The organism is Hahella sp. NS-SX17 (genome assembly GCF_057367735.1).
In genome coordinates this window covers 3,689,266-3,716,079 of record NZ_CM170632.1, presented here as the reverse complement: position 1 = coordinate 3,716,079, position 26,814 = coordinate 3,689,266, and the positions used below count along the sequence as shown (strand labels likewise).

Here is a 26,814-nt window from a genome sequence, read left to right as displayed (position 1 = left end):
GCGCCTCCGCCGCGCTTCAATCGCAACTGCACTCTCCGTCCACATCCACATCTTTGCAGGAGATGGTTGCGCCGTCTTTACAGTGCAGTTTTCTCAGCTTTATCGTACATTCATCGGCGTATTTGCAGTTCAGGTCGATTTCGCCGCCATGCACCGAAATTTTCTTGTAGGTGACGTTTGCGATGCTGGAGCGGGCGTTTTTATCGCACTTGCTGCTGCCAGGATCGTCACAATGATCATTGTGGTAGTCCGTTTTGATCTGGATCGGCTTGCTGGAAATACGCTTCACCAGACTGTCTTTGAATTTGATGTTTTCCACCTTGCCGTTGGCGTACTTCTGCATTTTGATGCGCAGACCAAAGCGCGAGTCCATCACCGTTACATTCTCGATTTCCACATCTTTGACCACGCCGTTCATCGCGATGGAGCCGATAGAAAGCCCATGGCCGTTGTGGCAGGTCACATTGGAGATGCGCACGTTGGACGAGTTGGCCTTGACGGCGATGCAGTCGTCGCGACTGCGGATTTCCGAATCTTTGACGCTGATGTCGTCCCCGCTGATATCCATGCCGTCCAGACTGCAGGAGCTTTTCGAGCCGGTATGATGCGTATTGATAGTGACGTCTTGGATTTCAATGCCTCCGCGGGAATGCTCGACATGCAGGTTGAACCCAGGCCCGTGGGATAAGGTAATGGACTTCACCAACAGGTTTTTGGAGCCTTGCAGATCCATCATGATGGGCCTGACTTTGCCGGAATAGTCGCCACAGTCCTTGTCTCCCATCCAGGTATTGTTGCGGCCGTCGATCTCGCCGTCCCCGGCGATCACCACGTTTTCCAGATTCTCGCCTTTAAACAGAGGCGGAAACCGCTTCTCGCCCTCAGGAATGGGCGGCCAGTCGTCTTTGGAGGGCGCTTTCAGTTTGTGCAGAATATACAGATTGAGGTTGCTGCAAAGCTGGATCGGCACGTCCTGGCCATCCACTTTGGAGTCCTGATTGTCCATGAAGACGAACTTCTTCACCGAATCTCCCACCGCGCAACAATTAGCGATGGCGGAGGGCAGGCTGTAGTTATAGTCCGATGCATAACAGCACATATTTCCCGGTTCTGAGCAAACTGGATTTTCATCCGCCTGCGCGAGACCGCTCCACAAGAGAACAACAACAGCGAGTAGTTTGATCCTTATCATCCTGTTCATAATGATCCCTCTTTTCCTGCCGTTTGGGGTTAGCTTGCCTGATATCGCAACCTTGGATAGACCCGTCATTTCTGGACAGGCCGGTCTGCTTATCCTCCTTCTTTGCATTCACGGATAAGCATCCATTATCCCCTTCCCGGCCAATCAACGTGAGACGCAGGTTAGACGCATTGCGCATAAAACCACGGCGGCGATAACGTCTCCGGGCAATTAGGGGTAGTTGCAAACAAGACTAATCAACAGGAACGGAAGGAAACACTGCGGCCAAGCTGGCTTGCCAAAACCGCAGTGTTTTTAAGGAGAGGTCGCCCTCTCCAAAAGCGTGACTAGAGTGAATTCAGGAAGTGTTTCAGGGCGTCCCGGTCAGCCGGACTTAGCGCTTCGTAAGTCTGGCGGCTGCCGGCGGCTTCGCCGTCGTGCCAGAGAATCGCTTCGTCCAGGGTTCTGGCGCGGCCGTCATGCAGGTAGCGCACGTTTTCCTGACCGTCTTGCACAAACTTGAGGCTGCCCAGCCCCCACAACGGCGGCGTGCGCCACATGGACGCCGCAGCGTCGCCCTGCGGCAGAGTGTCGGCCAGGCCCGGCCCCATATCGTGCAACAGCAGATCCGTATAAGGGTGAATCGTCTGGTTGCGCAGCTCCGCCATCGGATGCGTGCTCCCGGTCTTCAGGGTCGCGGTGTGACAGGCGACGCAGCCCGTTTGCGCAAACACCCCTTTGCCCTGGCTGATGCGCTCCGGATCGACGTCGTGCTCCGGCGAAACCCGAATCCCTTCCGGATAGCCGCTACGCAAGCTGCGCTGGGCGGGCACGCCCAACAACGCCAGATACTGACCGACGCGATCCATTTCCTCGTTGTCGATATGGGTGTCTGCGGCGTTGTCATGACAGTCCGTTTCGGTCTTCTGACAGGAGCGTGATGGGTAGGTCGGCGTGGTGACGCCCATGTCCTGCAGGAACGCAGTTCCGACCTGATGACGCAGACTCAGCTTGGAAGCTTTCCAGCCAAAGCGCCCTAACTGCACCGCGCCTGTTTCGGGATTATTGATCCAGTTGGGCTGACCGCGCACGCCATCGCCGTCCGCGTCGTTCTCATCCACACCAGCGAGAATCGTCGCCTCGGAAACGGCCTCCAGCAGCCCCATGCCAATGACCTGCGGCGCCTGCCGTACGGAATAAAGCTCCGGCGTCGGTCCCTGGAAGGCGTAATGAGGTTTGCGCAATTCAACCACTTCACCGCCATTCAGTTCCTTTGTGGTCACTTCATAGTGGCTGAGATTGACGGTGTAATTCTCCTGCCCGGCGTCTTTGGATTTCTGCAGTACATTGAAGCCATAGAATGGATCAGGCGCTGCGCCGTCCTGAGAGCCAAACGCCGCCGTCAGCACCGAATAGCCTTCCAGCGCCTGTCCCGCCTCAGCGGGTTGGCTGCGGCCATTGCTCTGGTGGCAGCCGATGCAGCTCTCATTGTTGTAACGGGGCCCCAACTGGCCGACATGCGCGCTGAACACCGGGTTGGTGTCGGAGAATTCAGAGTGTTTACCAGATGAGAATGAGGTGTGGAACAGGCGTCGTCCTTCCACGAAGCGCTGGCTGTTCTCGATGCCGATGTTGTTGGCCATCTGCTGGAACATCCGATGGGGCTCTTCCGAATAGTTGTAGGACACGCTCGCCTGACCGCCCAACAGGGTGTCGGGCGGCAGCGGTTCTGAATCCAGATTAGGAGCGATTCCGTACCAGGGACGCATGCCCTTGCCCACTACATAGAGCTGCTCAAAGGAGTAATAGCGCTCTCCGCCGCCGTCGATCACCGGCGTCAGCAAACGCGGCGCCGGAGCCAGCTCGATCTTGTCGCCAACCTTCAATGGGCTGTGCGGCGAGGTGCGCCAGTTGGAATTGAAGTCCATCATGCATTCGCGCTTACCTGCATGACAGATGGGCTGTCCTCCCTCATTAGGATTGTTGAAGCCGTAGTTGAGGGACCAGCCGAAGTCTTTCACGTTCGGATTTTCGATGTTGCGGAACAAACTGAAGGTCGTGCCGCGGAAGGTATTGGCGTTCACATGCAGCCAGACTTCAATTTTATCGCCGCCGGCGGGAACGGAGTCGCGAATTTCCAGTCCGAAGGTGCGGTTCTGGAAGTAGAAAGGCGGGAATGTGAGATAACGCCCCGGCCCCTGATCCGGCGCATCCCAGGGCTCGCCCCGTTCACGGGCGTGGCGCTCAGTAGGCCGGGCGCCCATCAGAGTGACCAGTGTACCGTCCGCATCCACATACTGAATCCGTTCAAGCACCTCCGTGCCCTTGGGATACAGCGGTGCGAAGGCGGCGGGCAGGTTATCCGGCAAATCGGGTTCATCCGGCTCGTCGGGACCGTTTGGATCACCGGGCCCGTCAGGTTCATCTGGATCGTCCGGCCCTGACAGCGGCGTTCCGTAGACCTCCAGGTCGAAGATGGAGTACCCCCAGGCGTTGCCACGACTACGCTGAGTGGCGAAAATTCGCACGTAGCGATAGTCCCCGCTGACATCTATTGTATCGGTGCGATCGCCAAACACGCCGCCGCTCTGGGCGGAAAGCCTGGTCCAGTTTTTGTTGTCGTTGGAGCCCTGGATTTCGTAGGTTTCCGGGTTCGCCGCCTCCCAGTCGATGACGACCTGCTCCAAGCTGCTCGCTTGTCCCAGATCCACGGCCAGCCAACTGGGCGACACGCCATGATTGGATTCCCAGCGGGACCGGCTGTCCGCGTCCACGGCCAGCCTCGCCTGGCGCAGCTCCGTGCTGGCGAACGTGTTTTTACCCGCCGCCAGATTGACGGCGGCCTGTGCAACGGAAATTGAAGACGCCGCAGCAGCGACGCCGATAAGTGTTCTGGCGAGCTTGCGCCGAAGCGCATCGTGGCACGAATCATTCGTATACATATTGACCTCCTTTTAACGCTCCCGTTCTTTGTTTTTTTCTAAGTTGTCTGAGTCTGGGCATAAAAAATTCACAGCGGTAGTTAAGTGATAGCCGAACAAATGACAACGCTTTCATTTAGATCTCAAGCGCTACAAAAAACAAATACAATACCAGCTTAAATTAATATATTTTTGGCATCTCTTGTGTCGCCAGTCAGTATTTGAACGCCTTCGACATGAAAACGCTTGCACAAGACAAAGCTAACAACCCACCATATCTCAAACAATCGCCCGAACGGACGAGAAAGCGGAAGTCTCATGGCCAATAAGCCACTGATCTTAAAAGGACAAATGACACTTACTCAGCTATTGCATTCTTCATCACCCTACAAAAATGTAATGCGAAGAACTGGCCGGCGAACGGTTTATAAATCGCATTATTTAAAGCCTGAAATTAATCGCCATGAGAAATTAACTAGACTCAACAAAACAGGACAAAATGTTTCGTTGATAGATGCAAGGAAAAAATATGTGGAATGAACTGGAAAGAGTGATGGCCTCACTCAGAAATACAACGCCTCTGTATACCACGCCCTACTTTGTAGATATCCCCGGCTCTACGTCGAAGGGCCAGCGCGCCATCAAAATTGTGGCCTCGGAATCACCGCTTCGTTTCAATTTTGTGCTGGGCGATGGCGCCAACTCCAGAACCGTAAAGTGGTTGCCATGGGAGGAAGGCGGCGTTACCAAATTGAAGCTGAACCGGGAAGGCGCCGACTATTGGTTCGTCACCGCTGCGTTATCCGGCTGCTCCGTTGGTTTTGACCGTAACAAAGGCGAAGTCTTTCACCTCAACGGCGGCTACAGCGACATACCCGCCGACTTACGCCAGACCAGCGATTTCCTGTGTCCCCTGCAAAGCGCCACAGGACTAACCCTGGACGCCTGGGCGCAAGGCGCCGGCGTGCGCTCCAATGCGAACAGCAATATCACCCAATACGGCTCCATAAGACGCAAAGACGCCGTCCCCGCCCGCCCGGCAAAAACCACTGGTCCCGCATTCTTGCGCAGAGCCCGCCCAGCCGAACCCGCCAAGTACATGACCGACATCGCCCGCGCGACCGTCATCGGCCGAGTCAGCGGCGGAACCCTCACCCTCGCCTACCAGGACATCTCCGAACAAGGCAAACAACTTTACCCCTGGTATGAAATCACAACGGCTGTGTTGGCCTAACGGAGAGAACGACAGAAGCATTTGAGTAAGTCGGATAAGCGAAGCGCTATCCGGCTTCTTGCTCTCCCATAACGCTGGTGTCGGAAGGCGCTGCGCTTTTCCAACCTACCTAGGGAACCTCTGAAAAACGTTGGCGTGACCGCCAGTGCAAGGAAAACGTCGGCGAAAAAGCGCAGTTTATCGTGAATAAATGAGCATTTTGAGCCGACTTTTGACGCCGCAATGGCAACGCAGGTAGTTTTTCAGAGGTTCCCTAGCTATAGGTTGTTCCTTCTTTGTAGGTTGGATAAGCGCAGCGCCATCCAACAAGCGACTATCCAACAAACCGCCACTGCCATTGAGTGGGCATGGGTGAGCTAGAGTCATGCATCTGCAATTTCGCAAACTGGTAAAAATAGCAACTTCGCCAATGAAAACAGGTTGCTGTAGCTGTTACATGTGGGTATAAGATTCCTCTCGTCAGCCTAGACGAACTTAATGGCATGCTGATGAAGTATCAGACTCAATGCTGGGATTCTGCGCGAACAGGTATGAAGTAATGGAGATTAAGTTTTGCTCACAGTGTGGTGAAACTATGAGATGGCGATCACCCGAGGGAGATAATCGCAACCGCTTTATTTGTGATAAATGTAATTTTATCCACTATCAAAACCCTAACATCGTCGCTGGTTGCATTGTTTACAAAGAAGACTCCGTACTACTTTGCAAAAGAGCTATAGAACCTCGGGCCGGGCTTTGGACTCTACCCGCAGGCTTTATGGAAAATGGAGAAACGACGAGGCATGCAGCCGAGAGAGAGACCTTTGAGGAGACTGGAGCAAGAATCTCCGCCGAAGAGCTTTTCGCAATTACAAACTCACCTCATGCAAATCACGTCAATATCTTTTACCTCGCAAAGCTAAAAGACAGCCGCTTCCATCCAACTAGCGAAAGCTCAGAAGTTCAACTATTCAAAAAAAGCGATATTCCTTTGGATAACATTGCGTTTCATACAGTTAAGGTTGTACTGGAGCTTTTCTTCCGTGATGTGGAACGAGGAAATTTCAGCCTACATGAAATAGATTTTTAATTATTTAATACCTTGCCAGTCGCAAGGAACATGCTCCTGGACATAACCAAATAATATTCTAGACAAGGTCTCCAGACTAAACGCCGCAATTAAAATTCAAATGTAGGTTGGATAAGCGCAGCGCCATCCGGTTACGCATTCCACGAGGGCGCCTACCGTCTCTTTATAAGAGTCCTTAGACTGGAAACGCGTAAATTTATCTGCCAACACAGAATAAATTTACACATAAACATACATCCACCTATTAATAATCTGTAACTTCCATACTACAAATACCAATACGAGAAAGCACTAATAAGATCCGTACTGCTCATGCGGCAAGGATGACCAGAAATTTGCCAGAAGACTAAAGGTAGGGTTATTTGCCTTCTCTGATAACTTTAGCATCGCTTTTTTCGCATCAGAAAACCTCCAGCCATTAGAGTTCAAACTCATCCAAGCTCCCGCAAAATTAGATTCTTCCAACAACTGGTAAAATAAAGGCTCTTGATCATCCGTTTTTAACCAGTATGGGGACTCTTCCAGCGTTGAGACTTGTGGCTTCAGATTTTCATCAAACTCTGTTAAACATGTTTTCGCCAGTAATTCTTTTGAAAAAATCATATTTTTATTCGGGAAATCACCTTTATAACCTGAAGAGTCAAGATGAAATGGAGGGTTTCTTTTGAATACGTCCAGCCGCATCAAACAAGCTTTATCGTCACCATAAGCTTCATAAAGCTCATTTAGCTCATCGAGCCCTTGAATAGAAATAGCAGCAGCTATATGTCTTAATTCATCGCTTACTCCATCTTCAGAGACGATATCATCAAAACAAGCCAGATATAGTAGCTGGTCTAGAGATCTAGCTATCTCGCTGTGCAAGTATTCAACCTGAGGACGCTCAATAACGATGGTTGTTGACCGACGACTAAACCAATGCTTCCAATAACCAACCATCCGTCCGTTATCTCGCCACAAGGGTATTAATCCTGGCAAAAAACCATAAAGCTCCGGGTTTTGCTCAACAAAAAACGGCAATGCTATATCGCCAGCTGCAATTTCAGAAGCAAGCAATGGGAATCCCATATTTATTAACAACGATCTGTAATCCATTACGCCACTTTCAAATGCAATTCACAGCCAGGCAGACTCTGTCGAATATACGCTGCTGTATCTTCTTTAATTTTTGTTCTGGTAACGTCTAAATATTCCAGTCCTTTCAGGTTTGCCAGCTTAATAATACCAAGGTCAGTTAGGCTTCCGCTAAGTATTTGGAGCTCTTTCAAACTAGAAATCATGGCAATATCGCTCATAGCTTCATCGACCAAGTCATTCCCAGTCAATTTTAAAACAGATAAATACTTAAAGTCATTTAAGTATTTAATAGAGGCATCAGAAATTGGAACTCCCATCAAGTGAATCTCTTTCAACTTAAGATCTGACAGGCTATCTAGGAAGCTACCGTCAACCTTTTCGCATGAGACAAGCTTGATAACCCTTATATCATGTAAGAATCTTAATTTTCGCAGCAATTCATCTGTCAGCCTTGAATTAAAAGGGTTTGTTCCATCGTAAAAAATCATGTCATAACTAGAGATATAGGCCGCCCCATATTTCTCCAGTTCTGACAACACCCAATCTCTATAATCAACCATATTTATCACTATCTTTTTTAAACACTGCACCCGGTGATATAACGCCCCCATTTGTCATCCGAATTCGCCATGACTTTTCACGCCTATGTCGCCACTGCAACAACACCTGTTTCACATTAGGGCTCGCTGTTGTTATCCAGCAGGTCGGCGTTTTTCTTCGCGTGCTTGTACCCGCCAGAGAGCGAGCGTCATCAGATTGGTCTGTTCCACGATAGATTTGATACCAGAACTCTCCTGGTATAACTCATCCTGACGGAACATCTCATGATACTTGCCCTTGAACTCCCTCAGATCGTTATAGCCTGACGCTCTGATGAAGTTATTCTCGGTAGAGAGTAAATAACGCGATACCTCATAATTGGCCTGTCGTCCAGTTTGTATGCAATGGCGACAATTCAAGCATAGAACAATCCGGCGTCTTTAGTAGGTAACACATTCGCGCAGACGGGATTAGCAGGGCCATCCGCGAAACTATATCTAAGCCTTACAGTGCATATACGAGCCGCTGTGGTGAGCGGACCTTCGCCGTCGGAAGGCGCTGCGCTTTTCCAACCTACCTGGCTATAGGTTGTTCCTTCTTTGTAGGTTGGATAAGCGCAGCGCCATCCAACAAGCGACAATCCAACAAACTGCCACTCAACAAGCCGCCGTCCAGCCATGTCCCGCATTCGCATTTGCCGGCGGGTTCGGCGTACACTCCCTGTCATATTGTCCGTGGCCGATCAATGGCTTGCAGCCGGAAACCGAGGAGAATCAGGTATGTACGTAGGCGTGGATTGTGGGACTCAGGGAACCAAGGTGGTGGTGTTGGACCCGGAGCGGGAAGTCATCCTGGGAGAGGGTTACGCGCCTCATGCGCTGATCAGCGACGCCAATGGCCGCCGCGAGCAGCATCCCGACTGGTGGACGCAAGCCTTCGTCGACAGCTACCGGCAGGCGCTTGAGCGCTCTGGCGTCGACAGTCGCCATATTCGCGCCATCGGCGTATCCGGACAGCAACATGGCCTGGTGGCGTTGGACTCTCATGGTGAGGTGATTCGGCCAGCGAAACTGTGGTGCGATACGGAAACCGCGCCGCAAAACGCCGCGTTGCTGGAGCAGATGGGAGGGGAACAAGGCTCTCTCGAACTGCTGGGACTCACGCTCGCCACCGGCTACACCCTCTCCAAGCTGCTTTGGCTACGTCAACACGAACCGGACGGTTTTCAACGCATCGCCCATATCCTGCTGCCTCACGACTACCTCAACTACTGGCTGACTGGCGAGATCGCCGCCGAGTATGGCGACAGCTCGGGGACCGGGTATTTCGATATCCGTGCTCGGCGCTGGGTCCCGGAAGCCCTTGAACTCATTGCCCCCGATGGACGCTTGGCCAGCGCCTTACCGCCGTTACTGCAGGCGCAGCAGGCCGTAGGCAGGGTCAGCCCCGCCATCGCCCGCTTGTTGGGACTGTCGGATAACGTGTTGGTGGCCAGCGGAGGCGGCGACAACATGATGGGCGCCATTGGCACAGGCAATATAGATGAAGGCGTGGTGACCCTCAGCCTGGGCACTTCCGGCGCGCTATACGCCCATTCAAACCGGCCGCCAAAACAAGGACACCCATCCCTGGCGGCGTTCTGCTCCTCCAGCGGCGGCTGGCTGCCCCTGATATGCACCATGAATCTGACGGCGGTGGTTAACCAGGTGCGAGGTCTGTTCGGCTACGATCTGGACCGCTTCAACCAGGAAGCGGCGCAAGCGCCCATCGGCGCTCAGGGCGTCACCCTGCTGCCGTTCCTCAATGGCGAGCGCGTGCCGCCGCTTCCCGATGCGACAGGCAGCTTATTGGGCCTGAATATGCAGAACCTGCAACCCACCAATGTTTGCCGCGCAGCGCTGGAAGGGGTCACCTTTGGGCTGCGTTACGGTTTGGACCTTTTGCGGACGTCCGGCATCCATTGCCAGGAAATCAGACTGATCGGCGGGGGCTCGAAAAGCCGGTTATGGCGTCAAATGGTGGCGGACATGATGAACGCCCGCGTCATTTGCCCCCAGGTTGGCGAGAGTGCGGCATTGGGCGGGGCGATTCAGGCGGCCTGGTGTGACGCGCACGCCCAGGGCGACGCCATCCGTCTGCATGACCTGTGCCGGCGCTTTGTGAAACTGGATGAAGACGCCGCCGTGTCGCCAACACGGGAAGCCGTGGAGGAATACGAAAACGCTTATAAGTTGTACAGAACAAGGTTGGCGACTATACACCCAATCGCCTAACCACCAGTTTCATTCACACTTTAAGTTTCCAGCTTATCTAGCTGTTTATAAAGCAGTTATCTTCCAACTTTGAATTGTCGCCGTTTCATCATTCCGCTATGCTTGCTCTTTCCCTTTTGCGAAGGCAAGCATAGCTATTGGGGCGCTTAAGCCCGCCCAATCACCGTTCCCGCGCATGGATAAGGAGTATTTATGCCATTTGATGAAAAATCGTACCGTGAGCCTTAGGCGCCATAGCGCTTTCCTCTCACTCTTGCCTTTATACTAAACATTAAGTTTCTAACTTATAGTATTGTTTTTAAATAAAAATCAAACATATTCGTTATCCAAAACCATGTCCGCTCCCGATTTTCCAGCTTTCCCCCTCTTTGACGCCCACCGCGAGTTCGTCAAGCTGCCTCTTGGCCTCGCCATGCTGGACGACTACCCGGACAGCAGACAATTTCTCGCTCGGCTTAAGGAAACCATTCCCGGCGTCAACGAGGACTTCATCAGCGCCCAGCGTTTTCTGAAGAGTTACTCCCGTAAAAGCGAGAAGACTTTCACCAGTTTCCGCAATGAGGTGGAGCGTTATCTGCTGTGGGCCTGGACGGTGGAAGGCAAAGCGGTGTCTCAGCTCCGCCGCTCTCATATCGAGAATTACTTCGACTTTCTGCACGCCCCGCCAGCAGGCTGGATTGGCTCGGGCAGCGTACGCCGTTTTGAGTTTATAGGCGGACAGGGCCTGTTTCGCAGCAACCCGCTGTGGCGGCCCTTCGTGATACGGGAGGCGGCGCGATCGACCAACGATCCCAAACCGGACAACAAAGACACCGCCACTTCGGCGAAGAACGATAAGAAGGACAAAAAAGACATTCTGCAGCCGGAAAAGAAAGGTTACCGCCTGAGCAACAGCGCCACCGCCCTGGCCTATTCCGCCATCAGCGTGTTTTATGATCATCTGGTGCAGGAGGACATCGTTCTCGGCAATCCTATCCCTGGTATCCGCAAGGCTTCTCCCTACCTGATCAAAGATGCGCAGGTGAAGCAGATCAAGCGCCTATCCGAGCTGCAGTGGGAATACGTGCTGGAGACCCTGAAGGAAAAAGCCGAGGAGCAGCCGAGCTATGAGCGCACTATCTTCATTATCGCCTGCCTGAAATCTCTGTACCTGCGTATCTCCGAACTCTCCGACCGCCCTAAATGGACACCCATGTGGGAGCATGTGTGGAAGGACCATGACGGTAACTGGTGGTTCAAAGCCTTCGGCAAAGGCCTCAAGATCCGTGATGTCTCTGTTTCCAGCGCCATGTGGGAGTACATCCGTCGCTACCGCGCGTATCGCGGCCTCACTGCATCGCCCTCGCCCGGCGATAAGGAGCCGTTGTTACAGAAAATGCGCGGCGGCGGCGGGCTCACCAGTCGACAGATCGCCCGTTTGGTGCGGGAGGCCTTTGAACTGGCCTATCACCGTATGATGAAAGACGGCTTCGAGAATGACGCCAAGGAGCTGCGCAAAGCCACCACGCACTGGCTGCGTCACACCGGCGCCTCTCAGGACATCGCCAACCGTCCGCTCAAACACATGGCGGACGACCTCGGCCACGCCAGCATGGGCACCACTGACCGGGTGTATATTCAGTCCGATATGAAAGAGCGAGCCGCCACCGGCCGCTCGCGCAAGGTTTAGATGCCTTTATTTCATGACCTCAGAACATATCTGGCTTAATGGCTCTTGCTGACCTTGAACCAGTTGATGTTCCAGCCCCCGGACAGCGCCTTGATACCGAATTGCAACTGTCCGGCGGGCAGGTTCACTTTGTGCTGCACCGTACGCCAGTTCTGCCAGGCTCCGGTGGCGGGAATCGACAGGCTGCCATAGACCGGACTGCCTCCGGCTTTCTCCAGTTGCAGTCTGCCGCCGCCATTCAGGCTGGCCACGCGGTATTCCACGGTGTAAGTCCCCGCCTGGGGAATATTCACCGCCGCGTAAGACATCCAGTCATTGGCGTCGATATAGCCGACATTCTGGCCGCCGCCCGCGTCGGTGGTGGGTTCCACCTGCACGCCACTCATATAGGTGTAGTTCTCCGCCTGAACGGTGATGCCGCCAGGGGTCGGGGGGTTACCGCCGTCGACTGTCTCCCAGATGGTTTTCATCAAAGAGGTATCGTCACGGGTATCCTGGGAAATTTCCCAGAACATGACGCCGCCCGCTTCTGACAGCGCCAGCTCGGTCTTCGCCCGGATAGTCGGTTGTCCGTTATAGTCGAGGCCGCCAGCGTCATCCCGTTGCGCCGCGCCGGCGCCGTAGCGGGCGATCACGTCTTTATAGGCCACCCAGTCCTTATGGGAGTAAAACGGCACGCCCAGCACCGCTTTGTGCTGCGGCAGGCCTTCGTTGAATTTCCAGTGAGTCAGCGCGTTCTGTGCGCGTTGATAAGTGGAATGCGGGTAACCCAGGTCGTACACCATCAGGTTGAGGAAATCCACGCTGTTGATAACGTCTGCGTCCACGCTGCCGGGAAAGTCCGTTGCAGTGACCGCTGCGGTCAGAATCTTGTTGCGGCTGTGCAGCGCCGCGCCCAGCTCCCGCATCAAAATTTTGAAGTTATTGGCTTCGGCGCCAGCTTCCGGGTATTCCCAGTCCAGATCTACACCATCCAGGCCGTAGGCGTCCACCATGTTCATCAGATTACGGATAAAGTTGGCGCGACTGCCGCTGTTACCGGAAAGCGCGGCGAAAGCGGAGTCATCGCCGTTATTCCATCCGCCCACGGCGATCTGCACTTTCACCCCGGCGCCATGGGCGCGCTGCACCAGCGTCCGCAAGCGCTGCTCCCCGCCTTCCAGAGGCTGCAAGCCGCCATTAGCGGTGGGCAATACAAATGAGTAGTTAATGTGAGTGACTTTATCGTAGGGGATGCTGTTCACGTCTCCCTGCCAGGTTGGAAAGTATCCCACGACTTTGAATTCGGCCATCGCCGGTGCGGCGATCATGGCGGTGGTCAGCGCGACTGCCGATGCAATGTGTTTGAACTTGATAGCCATAATTATCACCTGTCCTTTTAAGGTCATGTTTGTCGTGCTGGTTGGATGGAAGGCGCTTGCGGCGTATTTTTTCGGTTTTATTTTTGGCTTTATATTTTTCTGATCGCCCGCGTTTATTGAGGGAGCGACAATGCAAGCGCTTTCATAACATACTCAATCATTACGGATAAGGTAATCACTCAAAAAGCCTATAACCGGCGCAAATCAGGCTCGTTTCACCGGTATTTGCGAATCCCCTTCTGACCAATAAAAGACACTTAAAGCATCGAAATATCCAGCGGAACAAATGCGTAATTCTTTCAACAGTTTTTGCAAGGCTTACGCTCAAACCTTTTGTAACCGGTTCTTTTTACTGACAAAAAAACGCCTTATGCGGCTCTCGCCCCTTTGAATTCAAGGTTTGTAAGAGGTTGGCCCAGCGATTGCTCAAGCCTTATTGACAACATGAGTAGTAAACCTTCAAACAGGATATTGATTAGAGGAAATGACCATGAGCGACGTAATTACAGGTATGTTTAAAGTTCCCACTAACGCCAGCGCAGCGATTCATATGCTGGAGTACAAAGGAATTAAGTCAGACGACATTTCACTGGTGACGAACAGCACATTCACCAAAGACAGCTTCGCCCTGACCGAGCACAGCAAACTGCCGGAAGGCGTGGCGGTTGGCGCAACCACCGGCGGCGTACTGGCGGCGGTGGCAGGCGGCCTGACCGCAGTGGGCGCGGTCGCTACAGCGGGCGCAGGCCTATTGGCGGCGGGCCCCTTCGTCGCAGCCCTGGCGGCGGGCGGAGCCGGCGGCGCTGTAGGCGGTCTGATCGGCGGAGCCATCGGCCTGGCGATCCCTGAGCACGAGATCAAATACTACGAAGACGCCATCAAAAAAGGCGCTGTCCTGGTCGGCGTCCGCTACACCAGCGACACCAAGGACATGATCAAAGACGTGTTCAAACAATTTGATGCGGACAAAATAGCCACCGCATAAGCGCACGGCACACAGGCTTTTGGGAATTTCTTGAGGTCTGTGTGCGCTTTTTTCTCAGAGACTTATCCAGAATTGCTACTTGAACTGACCTGCGTTAGACGCTCTGTCCCTCTTTCGACAATGATGTATCCATCATCATTCATTAATCCAAAACACCAGCCTAGAACACCCCTCCCCGAGCTCCGCATCGATATTTTTCATTATATTTATTAAAAATTTATATGTGACGCCACAGTTATCAAGCAACTTGTTTTCGATTGATTTCAACTCACTAAGCGAGCACCACGTAGGATAATAATCAGGGCAAGTTACAATTAAAGGCTTTCCTTCTTTGTCGCTAAAGACCATCTCAGAAGTTCCATCATCAAGCCATCCCTTGGCCTCATCAGGAAAGGCAGCTAAAAAGCCTCCATCACTTAATACACCAGCATTTTCACTGACAATGCAGTTTAGCTTTCGAATAAGTTCCTCGCTCGCATTACTTGGAATACCTCTCTCCATGAAGTCTGCGTTGTTAAAGGCACTCCTCAGACCGGATGTAGGAAATGGGAAAACTTCTGCTAATAAATGGAACTCCCCATATTGACCTTCAAACTCAACGTACCCATAAAAATCCGGCATCATATTAACCTCCATCGAGGAGTTGCTCGGCCATTGACCGACTCAGATGGCATAGAGCTATGCGGTAGAGTTATCTTTAATTGTATTTCAAGATAGATTTCTCCCTGCTCGCCCGGCATTGGTGTAGACAGTAGAAAGTCGCGCCATGAAGTAAGAATATGTCTAAATACCTCAATGGGTATTATTTCGAAATAATTCTCATCGTAAAAAGAATGAATTTTTGCGCCATCTGAAGTTAGCAGGGCTCCCCAATCCTCTCGCCCCCAAGTTGATGAAGCCGTTTCGCCATTTAAGACAGAGTCTGCTCTAACGACCCCCTCCTCTATGCAACCTACAGTCTCAGCGTAACGTATACCTCCATTATCCGTCAGGAGACAGCAAAGAGGGCTGATTCCATCATGGTTAGTCACACCTGATTTACAACAGGGAGATAGCGTTCCTGCAACATCCTCCCACGAAAAAGTAACTTTCATACTGCTCTCCGAGTATTCTGGAAATATCGCAAGTCTTGAGAGTCAACCATTCCTCAATAGTAGCACTTCTGAACGCTCTTACTTTTCATCGCCATACACGCCAATCACTGAGCAAAATACGGCTGCAACCGTTCCATTAAAAAGCCTGGCCCATTGCTGCGACCAGGCTGAACGCTTTCTTGTTGTATGTTTATCAGTCGTTCCTGTCCCAATAACGCAGGGCTCTGGCGCTGGTCAGGAAGTTTTCTATATCCGCTTTTTTTGACAGGCTGAACATGGCCCGGTCGCATTCGCGGCCGTTTAGCAATTGTTCCACGGTCTCTTGCAGATTGCTGGAGTACGCTATGTATTTGCTGTGCCGGTATGCATCTTCGATGAAATGTCTGGCTGCTGGCGTCGTGGTGAACAAACTCCGTTGCTCGTCGCTGACAATCACTACGACGACGTCGTATAAAGCTGAGGGACCGCCTTCGTAGGTTTCGTCGCCGGTGATGACTTCGCCATCGCTTAGTGTCGTTCCCTGAATGGCGGGAGTGATCAAGTCATAATCCGCGCCCTCTTTTTTAAGCAGACGCTTCAAGTTTTTCAGCAGTTTGTTATCTGCGTCGTTGGATAGAAAAACGCCGAACGTGCGCCCAGCCAGCGTCGGCTGTGAGCTTTTATTGATGCTCAACGCATCTGAAACAGGTAAGTCCATCATGGGTTTCCTGGCCGCCGGGGCCGGTTTAGGCATAGTACTGATCCCTAATTTGCTGGCGACGTTTTTCGCCAGTCCCCGGTCAATATTAAGCAAGTGTGAGACCATTCTTTCCCGAATGTCGCTACACTCCACCTTGCTTAATTCAAACACCAGGGCGTCAGCGATATGGGCCTGCTCTACGTCGGTTTGACTGCGGTAAAACTGGTTGGCCTGGCTGTAATGGTCACTGAAAGTTTCGCTGCGCTGTCGGACTTTATCCCCCGTCATCGGTTCCGGATAGCTGACGTAGCCCGTCTCGCTGTCCTCGCGCGGCCCGCTCTGCTCGCCTCCCCAGCTATTCGGCTCATAGTTGGCGCGCCCCGCGCGGTTGTGCATGGCCATATGACCGTCCTGCATGAAGTTGTGCACCGGACACTTGGGCGCATTGATGGGGATGTGAGTGAAGTTGGGCCCGCCAAGGCGTTTAAGTTGGGTGTCCAGATAAGAAAAGTTGCGTCCCTGCAGCAGCGGATCGTTGCTTTGATCAATGCCGGGAACCAGATTCTGGGTGCAGAAGGCGACCTGTTCAGTTTCCGCAAAGAAGTTGTCGACCGCCTTATTGAGCACCATTCTGCCGACAATTTTCACCGGAACCTGTTCTTCGGGAATCAGTTTGGTGGCGTCCAGCACGTCAAACTCGAACTGTTCGGCGAACGCGTCGTCAAACAGCTGAACGCCCAGTTCCCAGGTCGGATAGTCGCCTGACTGAATCGCATTCCACATATCGCGACGATGGTAATCCGGGTCGGCGCCATTGATGCGCAGCGCTTCGTCCCAGGTTACGGACTGCATTCCCTGCGCCGGTTTCCAGTGAAACTTAACAAAGGTGGATTTGCCTTCAGCGTTAATAAAACGGAAGGTGTGCACGCCAAAGCCTTCCATAAAACGCAGGGATCGGGGAATGGTGCGGTCGGACATGATCCACATCACCATGTGCATGCTTTCCGGGGTCAGGGAAATAAAGTCCCAAAAATTGTCATGCGCTGTCTGCGCCTGCGGAAAGCCCCGGTCCGGCTCCGCTTTCGCCGCATGGATGAGGTCGGGGAATTTCATCGCATCCTGAATGAAGAATACAGGAATATTGTTCCCCACCAGATCCCAGTTGCCTTCCTGGGTATAAAACTTCACGGCGAAGCCGCGCACATCGCGGGCCAGATCGGCGGAGCCTTTGTTGCCCGCCACCGTGGAGAAACGGGCGAACACCGGCGTCTTGAGCCCTTTGCGTTTGAATAGACTTGCGCAGGTCACACCTTCAAGCGTGTCCAACGTTTCAAAGTAACCGTGAGCCCCGAAACCCCGCGCATGCACGACACGCTCGGGAATGCGTTCATGATCGAAATGAAACAGCTTTTCCCGCAGTTGCCGGTCTTCCAACAGGCCCGGTCCGCGCGCGCCGGCGCGCAGCGAGTTCTGATTGTCAGCAATGGGCGCCCCTTGCGGAGACCTGAGCACAGGCGCGCTCCGGGACTCCTGATGTATTTCTCCGCCCTTCCCTACATTTTCTTTGTAACTTTTACTTGCTTTAACGGATGTGGATTTTTTAGTCGCCATGATCAATTTCCTGAAGTCTGTCCCTAAGTACTGGAGTTGTAAGAAGTACGGGGGGTTGCAAGAACTTGGCGGTAATCTGATGAATGGTTAAACAAAACCGCCTTTAACTCACCATGAACAGGGGCAAGAACCGCACCAGGTCAGAAAATACCTGGGCGGCGCAGGGAAATTGGCGCGGGAAGCTTGATAAAAAAGCGCCGCTAACGCAGCGGCGCAAAAAGTGAGGTTCAATTCAACGCAGGATCAGACCGGCAGCCCGGCGCTGGCCACCCAGCCAGGAATGGTGGTGTGGTCAATGAGTCGTTTCACTTCGCGGTTCTTGGTGGCGAAGGCGAACACGTCGATGGTGTCGCGGCTGACGCAGGCCAGCACCGCGCCGGTCTGGTAACTCATCAGTTCGTCCTGCGTCAACTTGCCCAGGCTGTCCCATTTATAAAGTAGTTTACCGCCCCTGGCTTTGAAGTATTCGGTGGGGTCCGCCAGCCTGCCGCCGCCCCGGTAGGCGTGCACCGCGTGCAGGTATCCAAGCGGCCCCCGAAACAGATAGAACACACAGCCGGAGAAGCTGTCGGAATAGATATAGCCGGGAGCCTCCAGGTCGGCGAAGGTCGCCTGGCGGTCGCGATATTTGATGTTCACCGCATCCGCCCCTTCCGGCCCTGGCACAGACTTCAGAAGCACTTCATTGTCGCCAAACTCCACTTTCGCGTGAGTGAAGTTGTCCATCATGCCATCCCGTTGCGGGGCCTGAATGATTTGCTTGGACACCAGTTTTTCGTTGGCTGCGTTGTACCAGACCAGTCCGCCATTGCGGATCACCTGGCCCACTCGTTCTGCATTAACAGTCATGCGTTATTTCCTTGAAAATTAAAACGTTCCACTTGGAGTTACCGCGTCTTAGGAACGACGCCGAGACTTCCGACAGGCGTCAGCGCCGCTAGTTCCCTAACCGCAATCAGCTCGCGCTTTTCCGGTTGCGACGGCAGCCCTTGGTTTCTGCTAAGCTTCGCAAACAAAGTCAAAAAGCGACGGGAACGCTGAATTCGGAAAAGAGCGACGTCGACTCACCGGTTAGCGCCGTTGACCTTCGGCGGACCGTCATAGAATCGTCATATAGCTTCAATAGCCTTGTCGTATTTTTGGAATAGACCAGAAGAATCTTTGATGGAAAAGCAGATCGACAACCATTACCGCTACCTGCAACAGCACTTCAGCTATCTGATCCGCCAGCAAGCGCTCCTGCCTGGAGAGAAGCTGCCCTCTGAACGGGATATCGGGGAACGCTTCAATCTCACTCGCATGACCGTACGCCAGGGATTGCAGACACTAGAAGCCGAAGGATTGATCTATCGCCAGAATCGCCGCGGCTGGTTCGTCTCGCCGCCGGCGGTTGTGTACAACCCGGCGCGGCGGCAGAGTTTTATTGAGTATGTGTCCAGTCAGGGCTTTGAGCCCAGCACCGACCTGATCGGCGTCACCGTCAATCCTGCGGACGCGCGCATGGCGGAGCTGATGAAAGTCGACAAAGGCGCGCGCCTGTTGTTCTTGCAACGCCGCCGCTCCATTGATGGACGTCCCGTGTTGATCGAGCACATCTATATCAACACCGCGCTGCTGCCCGGTATCGAAAAAGAAGACATGTCGCAATCATTAACCCATCTGCTGCGCAGCAAGTATGGGCAGGCCTATCACAGCATGAACCTGACGTTTAAATCCACCGCCCTGCAGGAAGACGCCGCCCGCGAACTGGGCGCCGCTGCCGGTCTGCCCGGCCTCCATATCGAGCGCACCAATTACGACGCCTCCGGCCGGGTATTGGAGTTGGACTACGAATACTGGCGCCACGACGCTGTGACGATCCAAATTGACGTAATCGACTAGGAAGCCTCTAAACAACCAGCCGCCTCGCTATGGCGGCCAATCCCTGCTCTGGCGCATCCATACGCCGCTTAATCACAAAGTTCTTCAAAACGTCACCTTTCTGCAACATTCAGTCGCTACCGTTGCCTCTGGTATAGACCAGAAGCAACCTCCAACCCTCACCAAGGAGACTGAAAATGACGTTGAAGTATCTGTTGAAGCGTGTGAGCGTCCTGGCCGGCGCAGCTCTGTGTTCCCTGGCGGCCCAGGCGGCGACCACTGAATTGACCGTATATACCGCTATCGAAGCGGAAGATTTAAAGAAATACGCGGCGCGCTTCAATGAAGAGCATCCGGACATCAAAATCAACTGGGTGAGGGATTCCACCGGCATCATCACCGCCAAACTGCTGGCGGAAAAAGAAAACCCGCAAGCGGACGTAGTCTGGGGCCTGGCAGCCACCAGCCTGATGCTGCTCAACGACGAAGGCATGCTGCAGTCCTACAAGCCCAAAGGCTATGACGCCCTCTCGCCAAAATTCCGCGATAACAATGCGGCGCCGGTATGGACCGGCATGGACGCCTGGATGGCGGCAGTGTGTTTCAACACCGTGGAAGCGGAAAAACTCAATCTGCCCAAGCCCACTTCCTGGAAAGACCTGACCAAGCCGGAATATCAGGGCCATATCATCATGCCTAACCCCAACTCCTCCGGCACCGGCTTCCTGGACGTGAGCAGCTGGCTGCAGATGTTCGGCGAGGAAAGAGGCTGGCAGTATATGAGCGACCTGCACCAGAACATCAGCCGCTACACCCACTCCGGCTCCAAACCCTGCAAAATGGCCGCCGCCGGCGAAACGCCCATCGGCATCTCCTTCGCCTTCCGCGCCGCAAAGTCCAAAAAAGACGGCGCGCCCCTGGACATCATCTTCCCGCAGGAAGGCCTAGGCTGGGACATGGAAGCCACCGCCATCGTGAAAGGCTCCAAGAAAATGGACGCAGCCCAAACCCTGGTGGACTGGACCGTCTCCCGCAAAGCCAATGAAACCTACAACGAAGGCTACGCCGTCGTCGCCATGCCCGGCGTCGCCAAACCAGTGCAGTACTTCCCGGAAAACGCCGAAGCCCTGATGATCGACAACAACTTCACCTGGGCCGCCGCCAACCGCGAACGCATCCTAGCGGAATGGCAAAAACGCTTCGACGGCAAGAGCGAAGCCAAGTAGTCAGCGCTAACAGGACACCCACTTTTAACCACCCGTTCGTCCTGAGCCTGTCGAAGGACGGCCGACAAACCCTGCGTAAAGTGGGTGTCCGTTTAATGATTTTGATGATGACTGCAGTTAGCAGGACACCCATAAGAGCGCTTCGACAAGCTCAGCGTGAACGGGTGAGTTTGGGATTAAAAGTGGATGTCCATTTAACACCACCGCTCGTCCTGAGCCTGTCGAAGGGCGGCCGACAACCCCAGCGTAAAGTGGGTGTCCGTTTAATGACTTTGATGATGACTGCAGTTAGCAGGACACCCATAAGAGCGCTTCGACAGGCTCAGCGCGAACGGGTGAGTTTGGGATTAAAAGTGGATGTCCATTTAACACCGCCGTTCGTCCTGAGCCTGTCGAAGGACGGCCGACAACCCCAGCGTAAAGTGGGTGTCCGTTTAATGATTTTGATGATGACTGCAGTTAGTAGGACACCCATAAGAGCGCTTCGGCAGGCTCAGCGCGAACGGGTGAGTTTGGGATTAAAAGTGGGTGTCCATTTAACACCACCGCTCGTCCTGAGCCTGTCGAAGGGCGGCCGACAATCCCGGCCTAAAGTGGGTGTCCGTTTAATGACTTTGATGATGACTGCAGTTAGTAGGACACCCATAAGAGCGCTTCGACAAGCTCAGCGTGAACGGGTGAGTTTGGGATTAAAAGTGGGTGTCCATTTAACACCGCCGCTCGTCCTGAGCCTGTCGAAGGGCGGCCGACAAAGCCGGCTTAAGTGGGTGTCCGTTTAGTGACTTTGATGATGACTGCAGTTAGCAGGACACCCACAAGAGCGCTTCGACAAGCTCAGCGCGAACGGGTGAGTTTGGGATTAAAAGTGGGTGTCCATTTAGCTTCAGCGGACGCCGGTTAAATTTTGATAGACAGAACAAGAGTAATTAAAGATGTCCAAGTCCCCCGCACCTTATCTGCAGTTGACCGATATCGATCAGTACTTCGGCAATTTTCAGGCGTTGAAATCCGTTTCGCTGTCCGTGAATGAAGGCGAATTCGTCTGCTTTCTGGGACCTTCAGGCTGCGGTAAGACCAGTTTGCTGCGCATCATCGCTGGACTGGATGTCCTCAGTGCGGGACAAGTGACGCAGGGCGGACGGGACATCACTCATGCGCCGGTGAAAGCGCGGGATTTCGGCATTGTGTTTCAATCCTATGCCCTGTTTCCCAATCTATCCGTGGCGGATAACGTCGGCTACGGCCTGAAGTCCCAAGGCGTGAAAGCGGATGAGCGTCGCCAGCGGGTGCGTGAGCTGCTGAGCGTAGTGGGCCTGGACGGCAGTGAAGAGAAATATCCTTCGCAACTGTCGGGCGGACAGCAACAACGGGTCGCCCTCGCGCGGGCGTTGGCCACTTCTCCGGGTTTGCTGCTGCTTGATGAGCCCCTGTCTGCGCTGGACGCCCGCGTGCGTGCGCATTTGCGGCAGGAGATCAAACAGCTGCAGGCGCGGCTCGGCGTGACCACCATTATGGTCACCCATGATCAGGAGGAAGCGTTGACCATGGCGGACCGCATTGTGGTGATGAACCATGGCCGCATTGAGCAGGTCGGCTCCCCTCAGGATATCTATACCCATCCCCGCACGCCTTTTGTGGCGGAGTTTGTGGGAGAAATGAACTTTTTGCCCGGCCGCGTCGGCCCCAATCACTCACTGAAGGCGGGTCCAGTGACCTTGCAGTGCGCCCGCGTCGTGGAAATGTCGGAGTCCTCCTCGGTCAAAATCGCTGTGCGTCCCGAGGATATCCGTCTGCGTCTGAACGGCGACCGCCACAACGTACTCAGCGGCAGCGTGCTGGACATCCAGTTTCTCGGTTCCCGCGTCCGTTCGCGCCTCACCCTGGACAGCCAGAACGCCGTATTGGTGGCGGATATTTCCATGAATGAGATGGCGGAGTTGGGATTGCGCCAGGGGCAGTCCGTGGAATTCCAATTGCCTCGTGATCGCCTGCGCCTGTTCGCGGAGGCGTCATGAGTAGAGCGACCATGAGCCTGCCAGCCCGCCCCCGCGTCATCCTGCCGTCCATCACACTACGTCGCAGCCGCGACGAATGGGCGCTTGGCGGCGCGATGCTGATTGGTCTGCTGGCGTTGCTGGCGGCGGTGGCCGCCCCCTTGTACGCCCTGCTGTCGAAAAGTCTGCAAAACCGGGCGGGGGACTTTATCGGCCTGGAAAACTTCATCGCCTACGCAAATACCCCCTCGCTGGTGGCGTCTATCGGCAACTCGCTGACGATCGCCTTATTAAGCACCGTCATCGTAATTACCCTGGCGTTCGTGGCGGCCTATTCGCTGACCCGCACCCGCCTGCCCGGCAAAGGCGCGTTCCGTATGGCGCTGGCGGCGCCGATTCTGGCGCCGTCGTTATTGCCCGCCATCAGTCTGGTGTATCTGTTCGGCAATCAAGGCGTCATCAAAACTTGGCTATTAGGAGAAAGCATCTATGGTCCGATCGGCATTGTCATCGGCTCCTGTTTCTGGACCTTTCCCCACGCCCTGATGATTCTGGTAACGGCGCTGTCCAATACCGACGGACGCCTGTATGAATCCGCCTCCGCACTGGGCGCGTCGCCCATTCGCACGTTTTTTACTGTTACCCTGCCCGGCGCAAAATACGGTCTGATCAGCGCCGCCTTCGTGGTGTTCACCCTGGTCATCACGGATTTCGGGGCGCCCAAGGTCATTGGCGGCCAATACAACATGCTCGCCACGGATATTTATAAGCAGGTGATCGGTCAGCAGAACTTTCAGATGGGCGCGGTGGTGAGCGTGATTTTATTGCTGCCCGCGATTCTTACTTTCCTGGCGGACCGCTGGGCGCAGCGACGCCAATCCGCAGCGCTGACCTCCAAAGCCGCCCCCTGGACGCCGCCTCGTCGCCCTTGGGCGGATAGGGGCTGTACGCTTTTTATGCTGTTGCTGACGGCGACGATCCTGGGCGTCATCGCCATGGCGATCTACGCCTCACTAGTGACATTCTGGCCCTATAACCTGAGTCTGTCGTTAAAGAACTATCAGTTCGACCTGATGGACGGCGGCGGTTGGGAGGCGTACTGGAATTCCATACGAATGGCGACCTATACCGCATTTTTCGGCGCTATTTTCATCTTTTTCAATGCCTATCTGGTGGAGAAGCTGCAAGGCTTCCGCCCCTTGCGCGCCCTGTTCCACTTTATCGCTATCCTGCCGCTGGCGGTGCCCGGCATGGCGCTGGGTCTGGCGTACATCTTTTTCTTCAATGCGCCGTCCAACCCATTGAACGGCCTGTACGCCACCATGGCGATTCTGGTGATCTGCACCATCGCGCACTTTTACACCGTCTGTCATCTCACCGCGGTGACCGCCCTGAAACAAATCGATCCGGAGTTCGAAGCCGTATCCGCCTCCTTGAAGGCGCCGCAATTGTTGACGTTCTGGCGCGTGTCTTTGCCGGTATGCCTGCCGGCGGTATTGGAGATTGGCGGTTATTTGTTCGTCAACGCCATGACCACCGTGTCCGCCGTCATCTTTCTGTATTCCCACAACACCATGCTGGCGTCCGTGTCCGTTCTGAACATGGACGACGCCGGGGACATTGCTCCTGCGGCGGCGATGGCGGTCATGATCATGCTGACCTGTCTGGTCGCCAAGCTTCTGCAATGGCTGCTGGGCGGACTGTTACTGCGACGCACCCAGAAATGGCGCTGCGCCTGAAGACTCCAATGGCGTCCCCAGGATTTTCTCTTTCGTTTTTTGAGGGCTCATTAATGAACCAACCCAATTATTACCTGCTCACCCCCGGGCCAATCACCACCTCACGCACGGTAAAAGAAGCCATGCTGACGGACTGGGGCTCCTGGGATCAGGACTTTAATCAGGTCACCCAGACGGTGCGGGATAAGTTGCTGGCCGTCGCCAATTCCCAGGACACCCATGTTTGCGTACCTTTGCAGGGCAGCGGCACTTTCGCCGTGGAGGCGACTTTGGGCACCCTGCTTGGTCCGCAGGATAAGCTGCTGGTGCTGATGAACGGCGCCTATGGGCAGCGCATCGCCAAAATCTGCGACTACCTCAAGCGCCCCTACGTCTGCATCGACACCGGCGACTACCTGCCTCCCGACCCGAACGCCGTAGCGGAATTGCTGCGTCAGGACGCCAGCATCACCACCGTGGCGGTGGTGCACTGCGAGACCAGCTCCGGGATTTTGAATCCCGTTGAGGCCATCGCGGAAGTGGTCAACGCCGCCGGCCGGAAGTTGATTATCGACTCCATGAGCGCTTTTGGCGCCCTGCCCGCGGACGCTAGGCGACTGGGCTACGCCGCGCTGATTTCCTCCGCCAACAAATGCTTCGAAGGGGTACCCGGTTTTGGCTTCGCGCTGATTCGCCAGGACCTGCTGGAACAGGCCAAAGGCAACGCTCACTCGCTGAGCATGGATCTGTATGACCAGTGGGCTTATATGGAGAAAACCGGCCAGTGGCGCTACACCCCGCCGACCCATACGGTGGCGGCGTTCGCTCAGGCGTTGCGGGAATATGAGGCGGAAGGCGACGCTCCCGGACGTCTGGCCCGCTATACCCGTAATCGCGATCAACTCGTCGCCGGCATGCGCCAACTGGGCTTCCAGACCCTGCTGGAGAAACGCTGGCTGTCGCCCATCATCGTCACCTTTTTATCGCCTGACGATCCCAACTTTGATTTCAAACGCTTCTACCAGGAACTGAAGCAGCGGGGCTTCGTGATCTATCCGGGCAAACTGACCCAGACCGAAAGCTTCCGCATCGGCTGCATCGGCAAAATCGACACGCCGGAAGTGGCGCGCCTGCTGCAAGCCGTCAAAGACACCCTTATCGCTATGGAGATCTCACTGTCATGAGTTACGCCTATCAACGTTTTTACCGCGGCCCCATTGAAGCCGTTATTTTCGACTGGGCCGGCACCACCTACGATTTCGGCTCGATGGCGCCGATTCGCGCCTTTCAGAATCTGTTCGCCGAGCAAGAGATTCCCATCACCCTGGCGGAAGCCCGGGAGCCGATGGGGACGGAGAAGCGTGAGCACATCACGCGAATCCTGACCATGCCGCGAGTGCGCGAAGCCTGGAGAGAAAAATACGGCGCGCTGGCGAGCGAGGCGGACATTGATCGCCTGTATCATGCCTTCGTGCCCATGCAGATCGAGGCCATTCGCGAATGCGCACGCCCTATCCCCGGCCTGATGGAAACCGTCGCCTGGCTGGAGCGACGCAATATCAAAATCGGCGCGAATACCGGCTATAACCGCGCCATGCTGGACGTTCTGGCGGACATCGCCGCCGCCCAGGGCTATCGTCCCGCCAGCAATGTGTGCGCAACGGATGTCCCCAGAGGACGCCCTTATCCTCACATGAGCCTGAAGAACGCGTTGGAGCTGGGCGTCGGCGACGTGCGCGCCTGCATCAAAGTCGACGACACCCTGCCCGGCATCGAAGAAGGCCTGGCCGCAGGCATGTGGACCATCGGCGTCACCACCTCCGGCAATGAAGTCGGCCTGAGCCAGGAAGACTGGACCGCCCTGGACAGCGCCAGCAAAACCGTCCTGCGGGAACAGGCGCAAGAGCGTTTTCGTCGCGGCGGCGCCCACGTCATCATAGGCAGCGTGGCGGATCTGCCCGCCGCAGTAGAGTATATCGAACGCTGGCTGGCGCAAGGCCACGGCCCGGACACGACCGGTCTGGCGGGCGTCACCTTAACCGCAGCGGGAGTTTCCCTAAGGTGACATGGACGGCTTTGGTTTTGGTGCTGATTTCCGCTGTCGCCCATGCGGGCTGGAACTTCTACGGTAAGAAGTCCAGCCCCACCATCGCCTTTTTCTTTCTGGTGACCCTGTTTGGTTTTCTGCTGTTCGCGCCGATTCTGTTCGCGCATACACAGCTGATCGCCGCCTTTGACGCCCGGATTCTGCTGCTGTTGCTGGCGACTGGCTTGTTCAGGCCGTGTATTTGAGCGCCCTGGCGGCGGCTTATCAGGCTGGGGA

At 54.6% G+C, this 26,814-nt stretch carries 21 protein-coding genes; 12 read left to right on the top strand and 9 right to left on the bottom strand.

Translation table 11 applies throughout. The annotated features are described in order from the left end of the window. Positions 1 to 16: 16 nt before the first annotated feature. Entirely contained in the window at positions 17 to 1,201 is a 1,185-nt protein-coding gene (locus AC2IBB_RS16625; protein WP_486327890.1) for a glycosyl hydrolase family 28 protein, read from the bottom strand. 326 nt (positions 1,202 to 1,527) lie between these two features. Then, on the bottom strand, positions 1,528 to 4,122 hold the full coding sequence (locus AC2IBB_RS16620; protein ID WP_486327889.1) for a di-heme oxidoredictase family protein: 2,595 nt from the start codon (positions 4,120 to 4,122) through the stop codon (positions 1,528 to 1,530). Between the two features lie 508 nt (positions 4,123 to 4,630). On the opposite strand from AC2IBB_RS16620, the gene AC2IBB_RS16615 reads away from it, so the two are divergent. After that, positions 4,631 to 5,335, top strand: a complete 705-nt coding sequence (locus AC2IBB_RS16615) for a hypothetical protein (protein WP_486327888.1) — start codon at positions 4,631 to 4,633, stop codon at positions 5,333 to 5,335. A gap of 538 nt (positions 5,336 to 5,873) precedes the next feature. Beyond that, entirely contained in the window at positions 5,874 to 6,404 is a 531-nt protein-coding gene (locus tag AC2IBB_RS16610; protein WP_279504801.1) for an NUDIX hydrolase, read from the top strand. Positions 6,405 to 6,695: 291 nt separating this feature from the next. Here the strand turns inward: AC2IBB_RS16610 and AC2IBB_RS16605 are convergent, their stop codons facing one another. Both AC2IBB_RS16605 and AC2IBB_RS16600 read right to left on the bottom strand, forming a co-directional pair. Further along, a complete protein-coding gene (locus AC2IBB_RS16605) occupies positions 6,696 to 7,499 on the bottom strand; it encodes a hypothetical protein (RefSeq protein WP_486327887.1) in 804 nt (267 codons plus the stop codon). Then, a complete protein-coding gene (locus AC2IBB_RS16600; RefSeq protein ID WP_279504798.1) occupies positions 7,499 to 8,041 on the bottom strand; it encodes a leucine-rich repeat domain-containing protein in 543 nt (180 codons plus the stop codon). Before AC2IBB_RS16600 ends, AC2IBB_RS16605 begins: the two co-directional genes overlap by 1 nt. A gap of 759 nt (positions 8,042 to 8,800) precedes the next feature. On the opposite strand from AC2IBB_RS16600, the gene xylB reads away from it, so the two are divergent. Both xylB and AC2IBB_RS16590 read left to right on the top strand, forming a co-directional pair. Beyond that, positions 8,801 to 10,294 (top strand): xylulokinase, encoded by a 1,494-nt coding sequence (xylB, locus tag AC2IBB_RS16595; RefSeq protein ID WP_486327886.1) that lies wholly within the window; start codon positions 8,801 to 8,803, stop codon positions 10,292 to 10,294. A 334-nt stretch (positions 10,295 to 10,628) separates the two neighbouring features. Further along, a complete protein-coding gene (locus AC2IBB_RS16590) occupies positions 10,629 to 11,963 on the top strand; it encodes a tyrosine-type recombinase/integrase (RefSeq protein WP_486327885.1) in 1,335 nt (444 codons plus the stop codon). A 35-nt stretch (positions 11,964 to 11,998) separates the two neighbouring features. On the opposite strand, the gene AC2IBB_RS16585 is transcribed toward AC2IBB_RS16590, so the two are convergent. Continuing rightward, positions 11,999 to 13,324, bottom strand: coding sequence for a glycosyl hydrolase family 18 protein (locus AC2IBB_RS16585; protein ID WP_486327884.1), 1,326 nt, complete (start codon positions 13,322 to 13,324; stop codon positions 11,999 to 12,001). 490 nt (positions 13,325 to 13,814) lie between these two features. Here AC2IBB_RS16585 and AC2IBB_RS16580 point away from each other — a divergent pair, with 490 nt between their 5' ends. After that, the gene (locus AC2IBB_RS16580; protein WP_486327883.1) at positions 13,815 to 14,309 is read left to right on the top strand and encodes a hypothetical protein; all 495 of its coding nucleotides are present in this window, start codon (positions 13,815 to 13,817) and stop codon (positions 14,307 to 14,309) included. A 135-nt stretch (positions 14,310 to 14,444) separates the two neighbouring features. Here AC2IBB_RS16580 and AC2IBB_RS16575 read toward each other — a convergent pair whose 3' ends face one another. The 4 genes from AC2IBB_RS16575 to AC2IBB_RS16560 all read right to left on the bottom strand — a co-directional run bounded on the left by AC2IBB_RS16575 (position 14,445) and on the right by AC2IBB_RS16560 (position 18,542). After that, positions 14,445 to 14,933 (bottom strand): hypothetical protein, encoded by a 489-nt coding sequence (locus tag AC2IBB_RS16575; protein ID WP_486327882.1) that lies wholly within the window; start codon positions 14,931 to 14,933, stop codon positions 14,445 to 14,447. Continuing rightward, positions 14,930 to 15,403: a hypothetical protein gene (locus AC2IBB_RS16570; RefSeq protein ID WP_486327881.1), complete on the bottom strand. Its 474-nt coding sequence runs from the start codon at positions 15,401 to 15,403 to the stop codon at positions 14,930 to 14,932. The genes AC2IBB_RS16575 and AC2IBB_RS16570 overlap by 4 nt, the downstream gene beginning before the upstream one ends. Positions 15,404 to 15,596: 193 nt before the next feature. Next, entirely contained in the window at positions 15,597 to 17,693 is a 2,097-nt protein-coding gene (locus AC2IBB_RS16565; RefSeq protein ID WP_486327880.1) for a catalase, read from the bottom strand. A gap of 243 nt (positions 17,694 to 17,936) precedes the next feature. Beyond that, entirely contained in the window at positions 17,937 to 18,542 is a 606-nt protein-coding gene (locus AC2IBB_RS16560; RefSeq protein ID WP_216738112.1) for a hypothetical protein, read from the bottom strand. 315 nt (positions 18,543 to 18,857) lie between these two features. Here AC2IBB_RS16560 and phnR point away from each other — a divergent pair, with 315 nt between their 5' ends. The 7 genes from phnR to AC2IBB_RS16525 all read left to right on the top strand — a co-directional run bounded on the left by phnR (position 18,858) and on the right by AC2IBB_RS16525 (position 26,783). Beyond that, a complete protein-coding gene (gene phnR / locus AC2IBB_RS16555) occupies positions 18,858 to 19,574 on the top strand; it encodes a phosphonate utilization transcriptional regulator PhnR (RefSeq protein WP_216738113.1) in 717 nt (238 codons plus the stop codon). Positions 19,575 to 19,750: 176 nt separating this feature from the next. Then, the gene (locus tag AC2IBB_RS16550; RefSeq protein ID WP_216738114.1) at positions 19,751 to 20,779 is read left to right on the top strand and encodes a putative 2-aminoethylphosphonate ABC transporter substrate-binding protein; all 1,029 of its coding nucleotides are present in this window, start codon (positions 19,751 to 19,753) and stop codon (positions 20,777 to 20,779) included. A 932-nt stretch (positions 20,780 to 21,711) separates the two neighbouring features. Next, on the top strand, positions 21,712 to 22,794 hold the full coding sequence (locus AC2IBB_RS16545) for a putative 2-aminoethylphosphonate ABC transporter ATP-binding protein (protein ID WP_486327879.1): 1,083 nt from the start codon (positions 21,712 to 21,714) through the stop codon (positions 22,792 to 22,794). Beyond that, positions 22,791 to 24,512: a putative 2-aminoethylphosphonate ABC transporter permease subunit gene (locus AC2IBB_RS16540; RefSeq protein ID WP_486327878.1), complete on the top strand. Its 1,722-nt coding sequence runs from the start codon at positions 22,791 to 22,793 to the stop codon at positions 24,510 to 24,512. The genes AC2IBB_RS16545 and AC2IBB_RS16540 overlap by 4 nt, the downstream gene beginning before the upstream one ends. A 53-nt stretch (positions 24,513 to 24,565) precedes the next feature. Continuing rightward, the gene (locus tag AC2IBB_RS16535; protein ID WP_486327877.1) at positions 24,566 to 25,675 is read left to right on the top strand and encodes a 2-aminoethylphosphonate--pyruvate transaminase; all 1,110 of its coding nucleotides are present in this window, start codon (positions 24,566 to 24,568) and stop codon (positions 25,673 to 25,675) included. Further along, complete coding sequence (gene phnX, locus AC2IBB_RS16530; protein WP_486327876.1) at positions 25,672 to 26,556, top strand: phosphonoacetaldehyde hydrolase; 885 nt, start codon at positions 25,672 to 25,674, stop codon at positions 26,554 to 26,556. The genes AC2IBB_RS16535 and phnX overlap by 4 nt, the downstream gene beginning before the upstream one ends. Beyond that, positions 26,553 to 26,783 carry a hypothetical protein gene (locus tag AC2IBB_RS16525; protein WP_486327875.1) on the top strand — a complete coding sequence of 77 codons (231 nt, stop codon included), beginning with the start codon at positions 26,553 to 26,555 and terminating at the stop codon, positions 26,781 to 26,783. The genes phnX and AC2IBB_RS16525 overlap by 4 nt, the downstream gene beginning before the upstream one ends. Positions 26,784 to 26,814: the final 31 nt, after the last annotated feature.

Bases quoted from the DNA above. Each gene is read 5' to 3' on its own strand.
- AC2IBB_RS16620 (WP_486327889.1), bottom strand. From the start codon at position 4,122: ATGTATACGAATGATTCGTGCCACGATGCGCTTCGGCGCAAGCTCGCC.
- AC2IBB_RS16585 (WP_486327884.1), bottom strand. From the start codon at position 13,324: ATGGCTATCAAGTTCAAACACATTGCATCGGCAGTCGCGCTGACCACC.
- AC2IBB_RS16550 (WP_216738114.1), top strand. From the start codon at position 19,751: ATGACGTTGAAGTATCTGTTGAAGCGTGTGAGCGTCCTGGCCGGCGCA.
- AC2IBB_RS16570 (WP_486327881.1), bottom strand. From the start codon at position 15,403: ATGAAAGTTACTTTTTCGTGGGAGGATGTTGCAGGAACGCTATCTCCC.
- AC2IBB_RS16580 (WP_486327883.1), top strand. From the start codon at position 13,815: ATGAGCGACGTAATTACAGGTATGTTTAAAGTTCCCACTAACGCCAGC.
- phnR (WP_216738113.1), top strand. From the start codon at position 18,858: ATGGAAAAGCAGATCGACAACCATTACCGCTACCTGCAACAGCACTTC.
- AC2IBB_RS16575 (WP_486327882.1), bottom strand. From the start codon at position 14,933: ATGATGCCGGATTTTTATGGGTACGTTGAGTTTGAAGGTCAATATGGG.
- AC2IBB_RS16615 (WP_486327888.1), top strand. From the start codon at position 4,631: ATGTGGAATGAACTGGAAAGAGTGATGGCCTCACTCAGAAATACAACG.
- AC2IBB_RS16560 (WP_216738112.1), bottom strand. From the start codon at position 18,542: ATGACTGTTAATGCAGAACGAGTGGGCCAGGTGATCCGCAATGGCGGA.
- AC2IBB_RS16545 (WP_486327879.1), top strand. From the start codon at position 21,712: ATGTCCAAGTCCCCCGCACCTTATCTGCAGTTGACCGATATCGATCAG.
- phnX (WP_486327876.1), top strand. From the start codon at position 25,672: ATGAGTTACGCCTATCAACGTTTTTACCGCGGCCCCATTGAAGCCGTT.
- AC2IBB_RS16565 (WP_486327880.1), bottom strand. From the start codon at position 17,693: ATGGCGACTAAAAAATCCACATCCGTTAAAGCAAGTAAAAGTTACAAA.
- AC2IBB_RS16605 (WP_486327887.1), bottom strand. From the start codon at position 7,499: ATGGATTACAGATCGTTGTTAATAAATATGGGATTCCCATTGCTTGCT.
- AC2IBB_RS16600 (WP_279504798.1), bottom strand. From the start codon at position 8,041: ATGGTTGATTATAGAGATTGGGTGTTGTCAGAACTGGAGAAATATGGG.
- xylB (WP_486327886.1), top strand. From the start codon at position 8,801: ATGTACGTAGGCGTGGATTGTGGGACTCAGGGAACCAAGGTGGTGGTG.
- AC2IBB_RS16625 (WP_486327890.1), bottom strand. From the start codon at position 1,201: ATGAACAGGATGATAAGGATCAAACTACTCGCTGTTGTTGTTCTCTTG.
- AC2IBB_RS16535 (WP_486327877.1), top strand. From the start codon at position 24,566: ATGAACCAACCCAATTATTACCTGCTCACCCCCGGGCCAATCACCACC.
- AC2IBB_RS16540 (WP_486327878.1), top strand. From the start codon at position 22,791: ATGAGTAGAGCGACCATGAGCCTGCCAGCCCGCCCCCGCGTCATCCTG.
- AC2IBB_RS16590 (WP_486327885.1), top strand. From the start codon at position 10,629: ATGTCCGCTCCCGATTTTCCAGCTTTCCCCCTCTTTGACGCCCACCGC.
- AC2IBB_RS16610 (WP_279504801.1), top strand. From the start codon at position 5,874: ATGGAGATTAAGTTTTGCTCACAGTGTGGTGAAACTATGAGATGGCGA.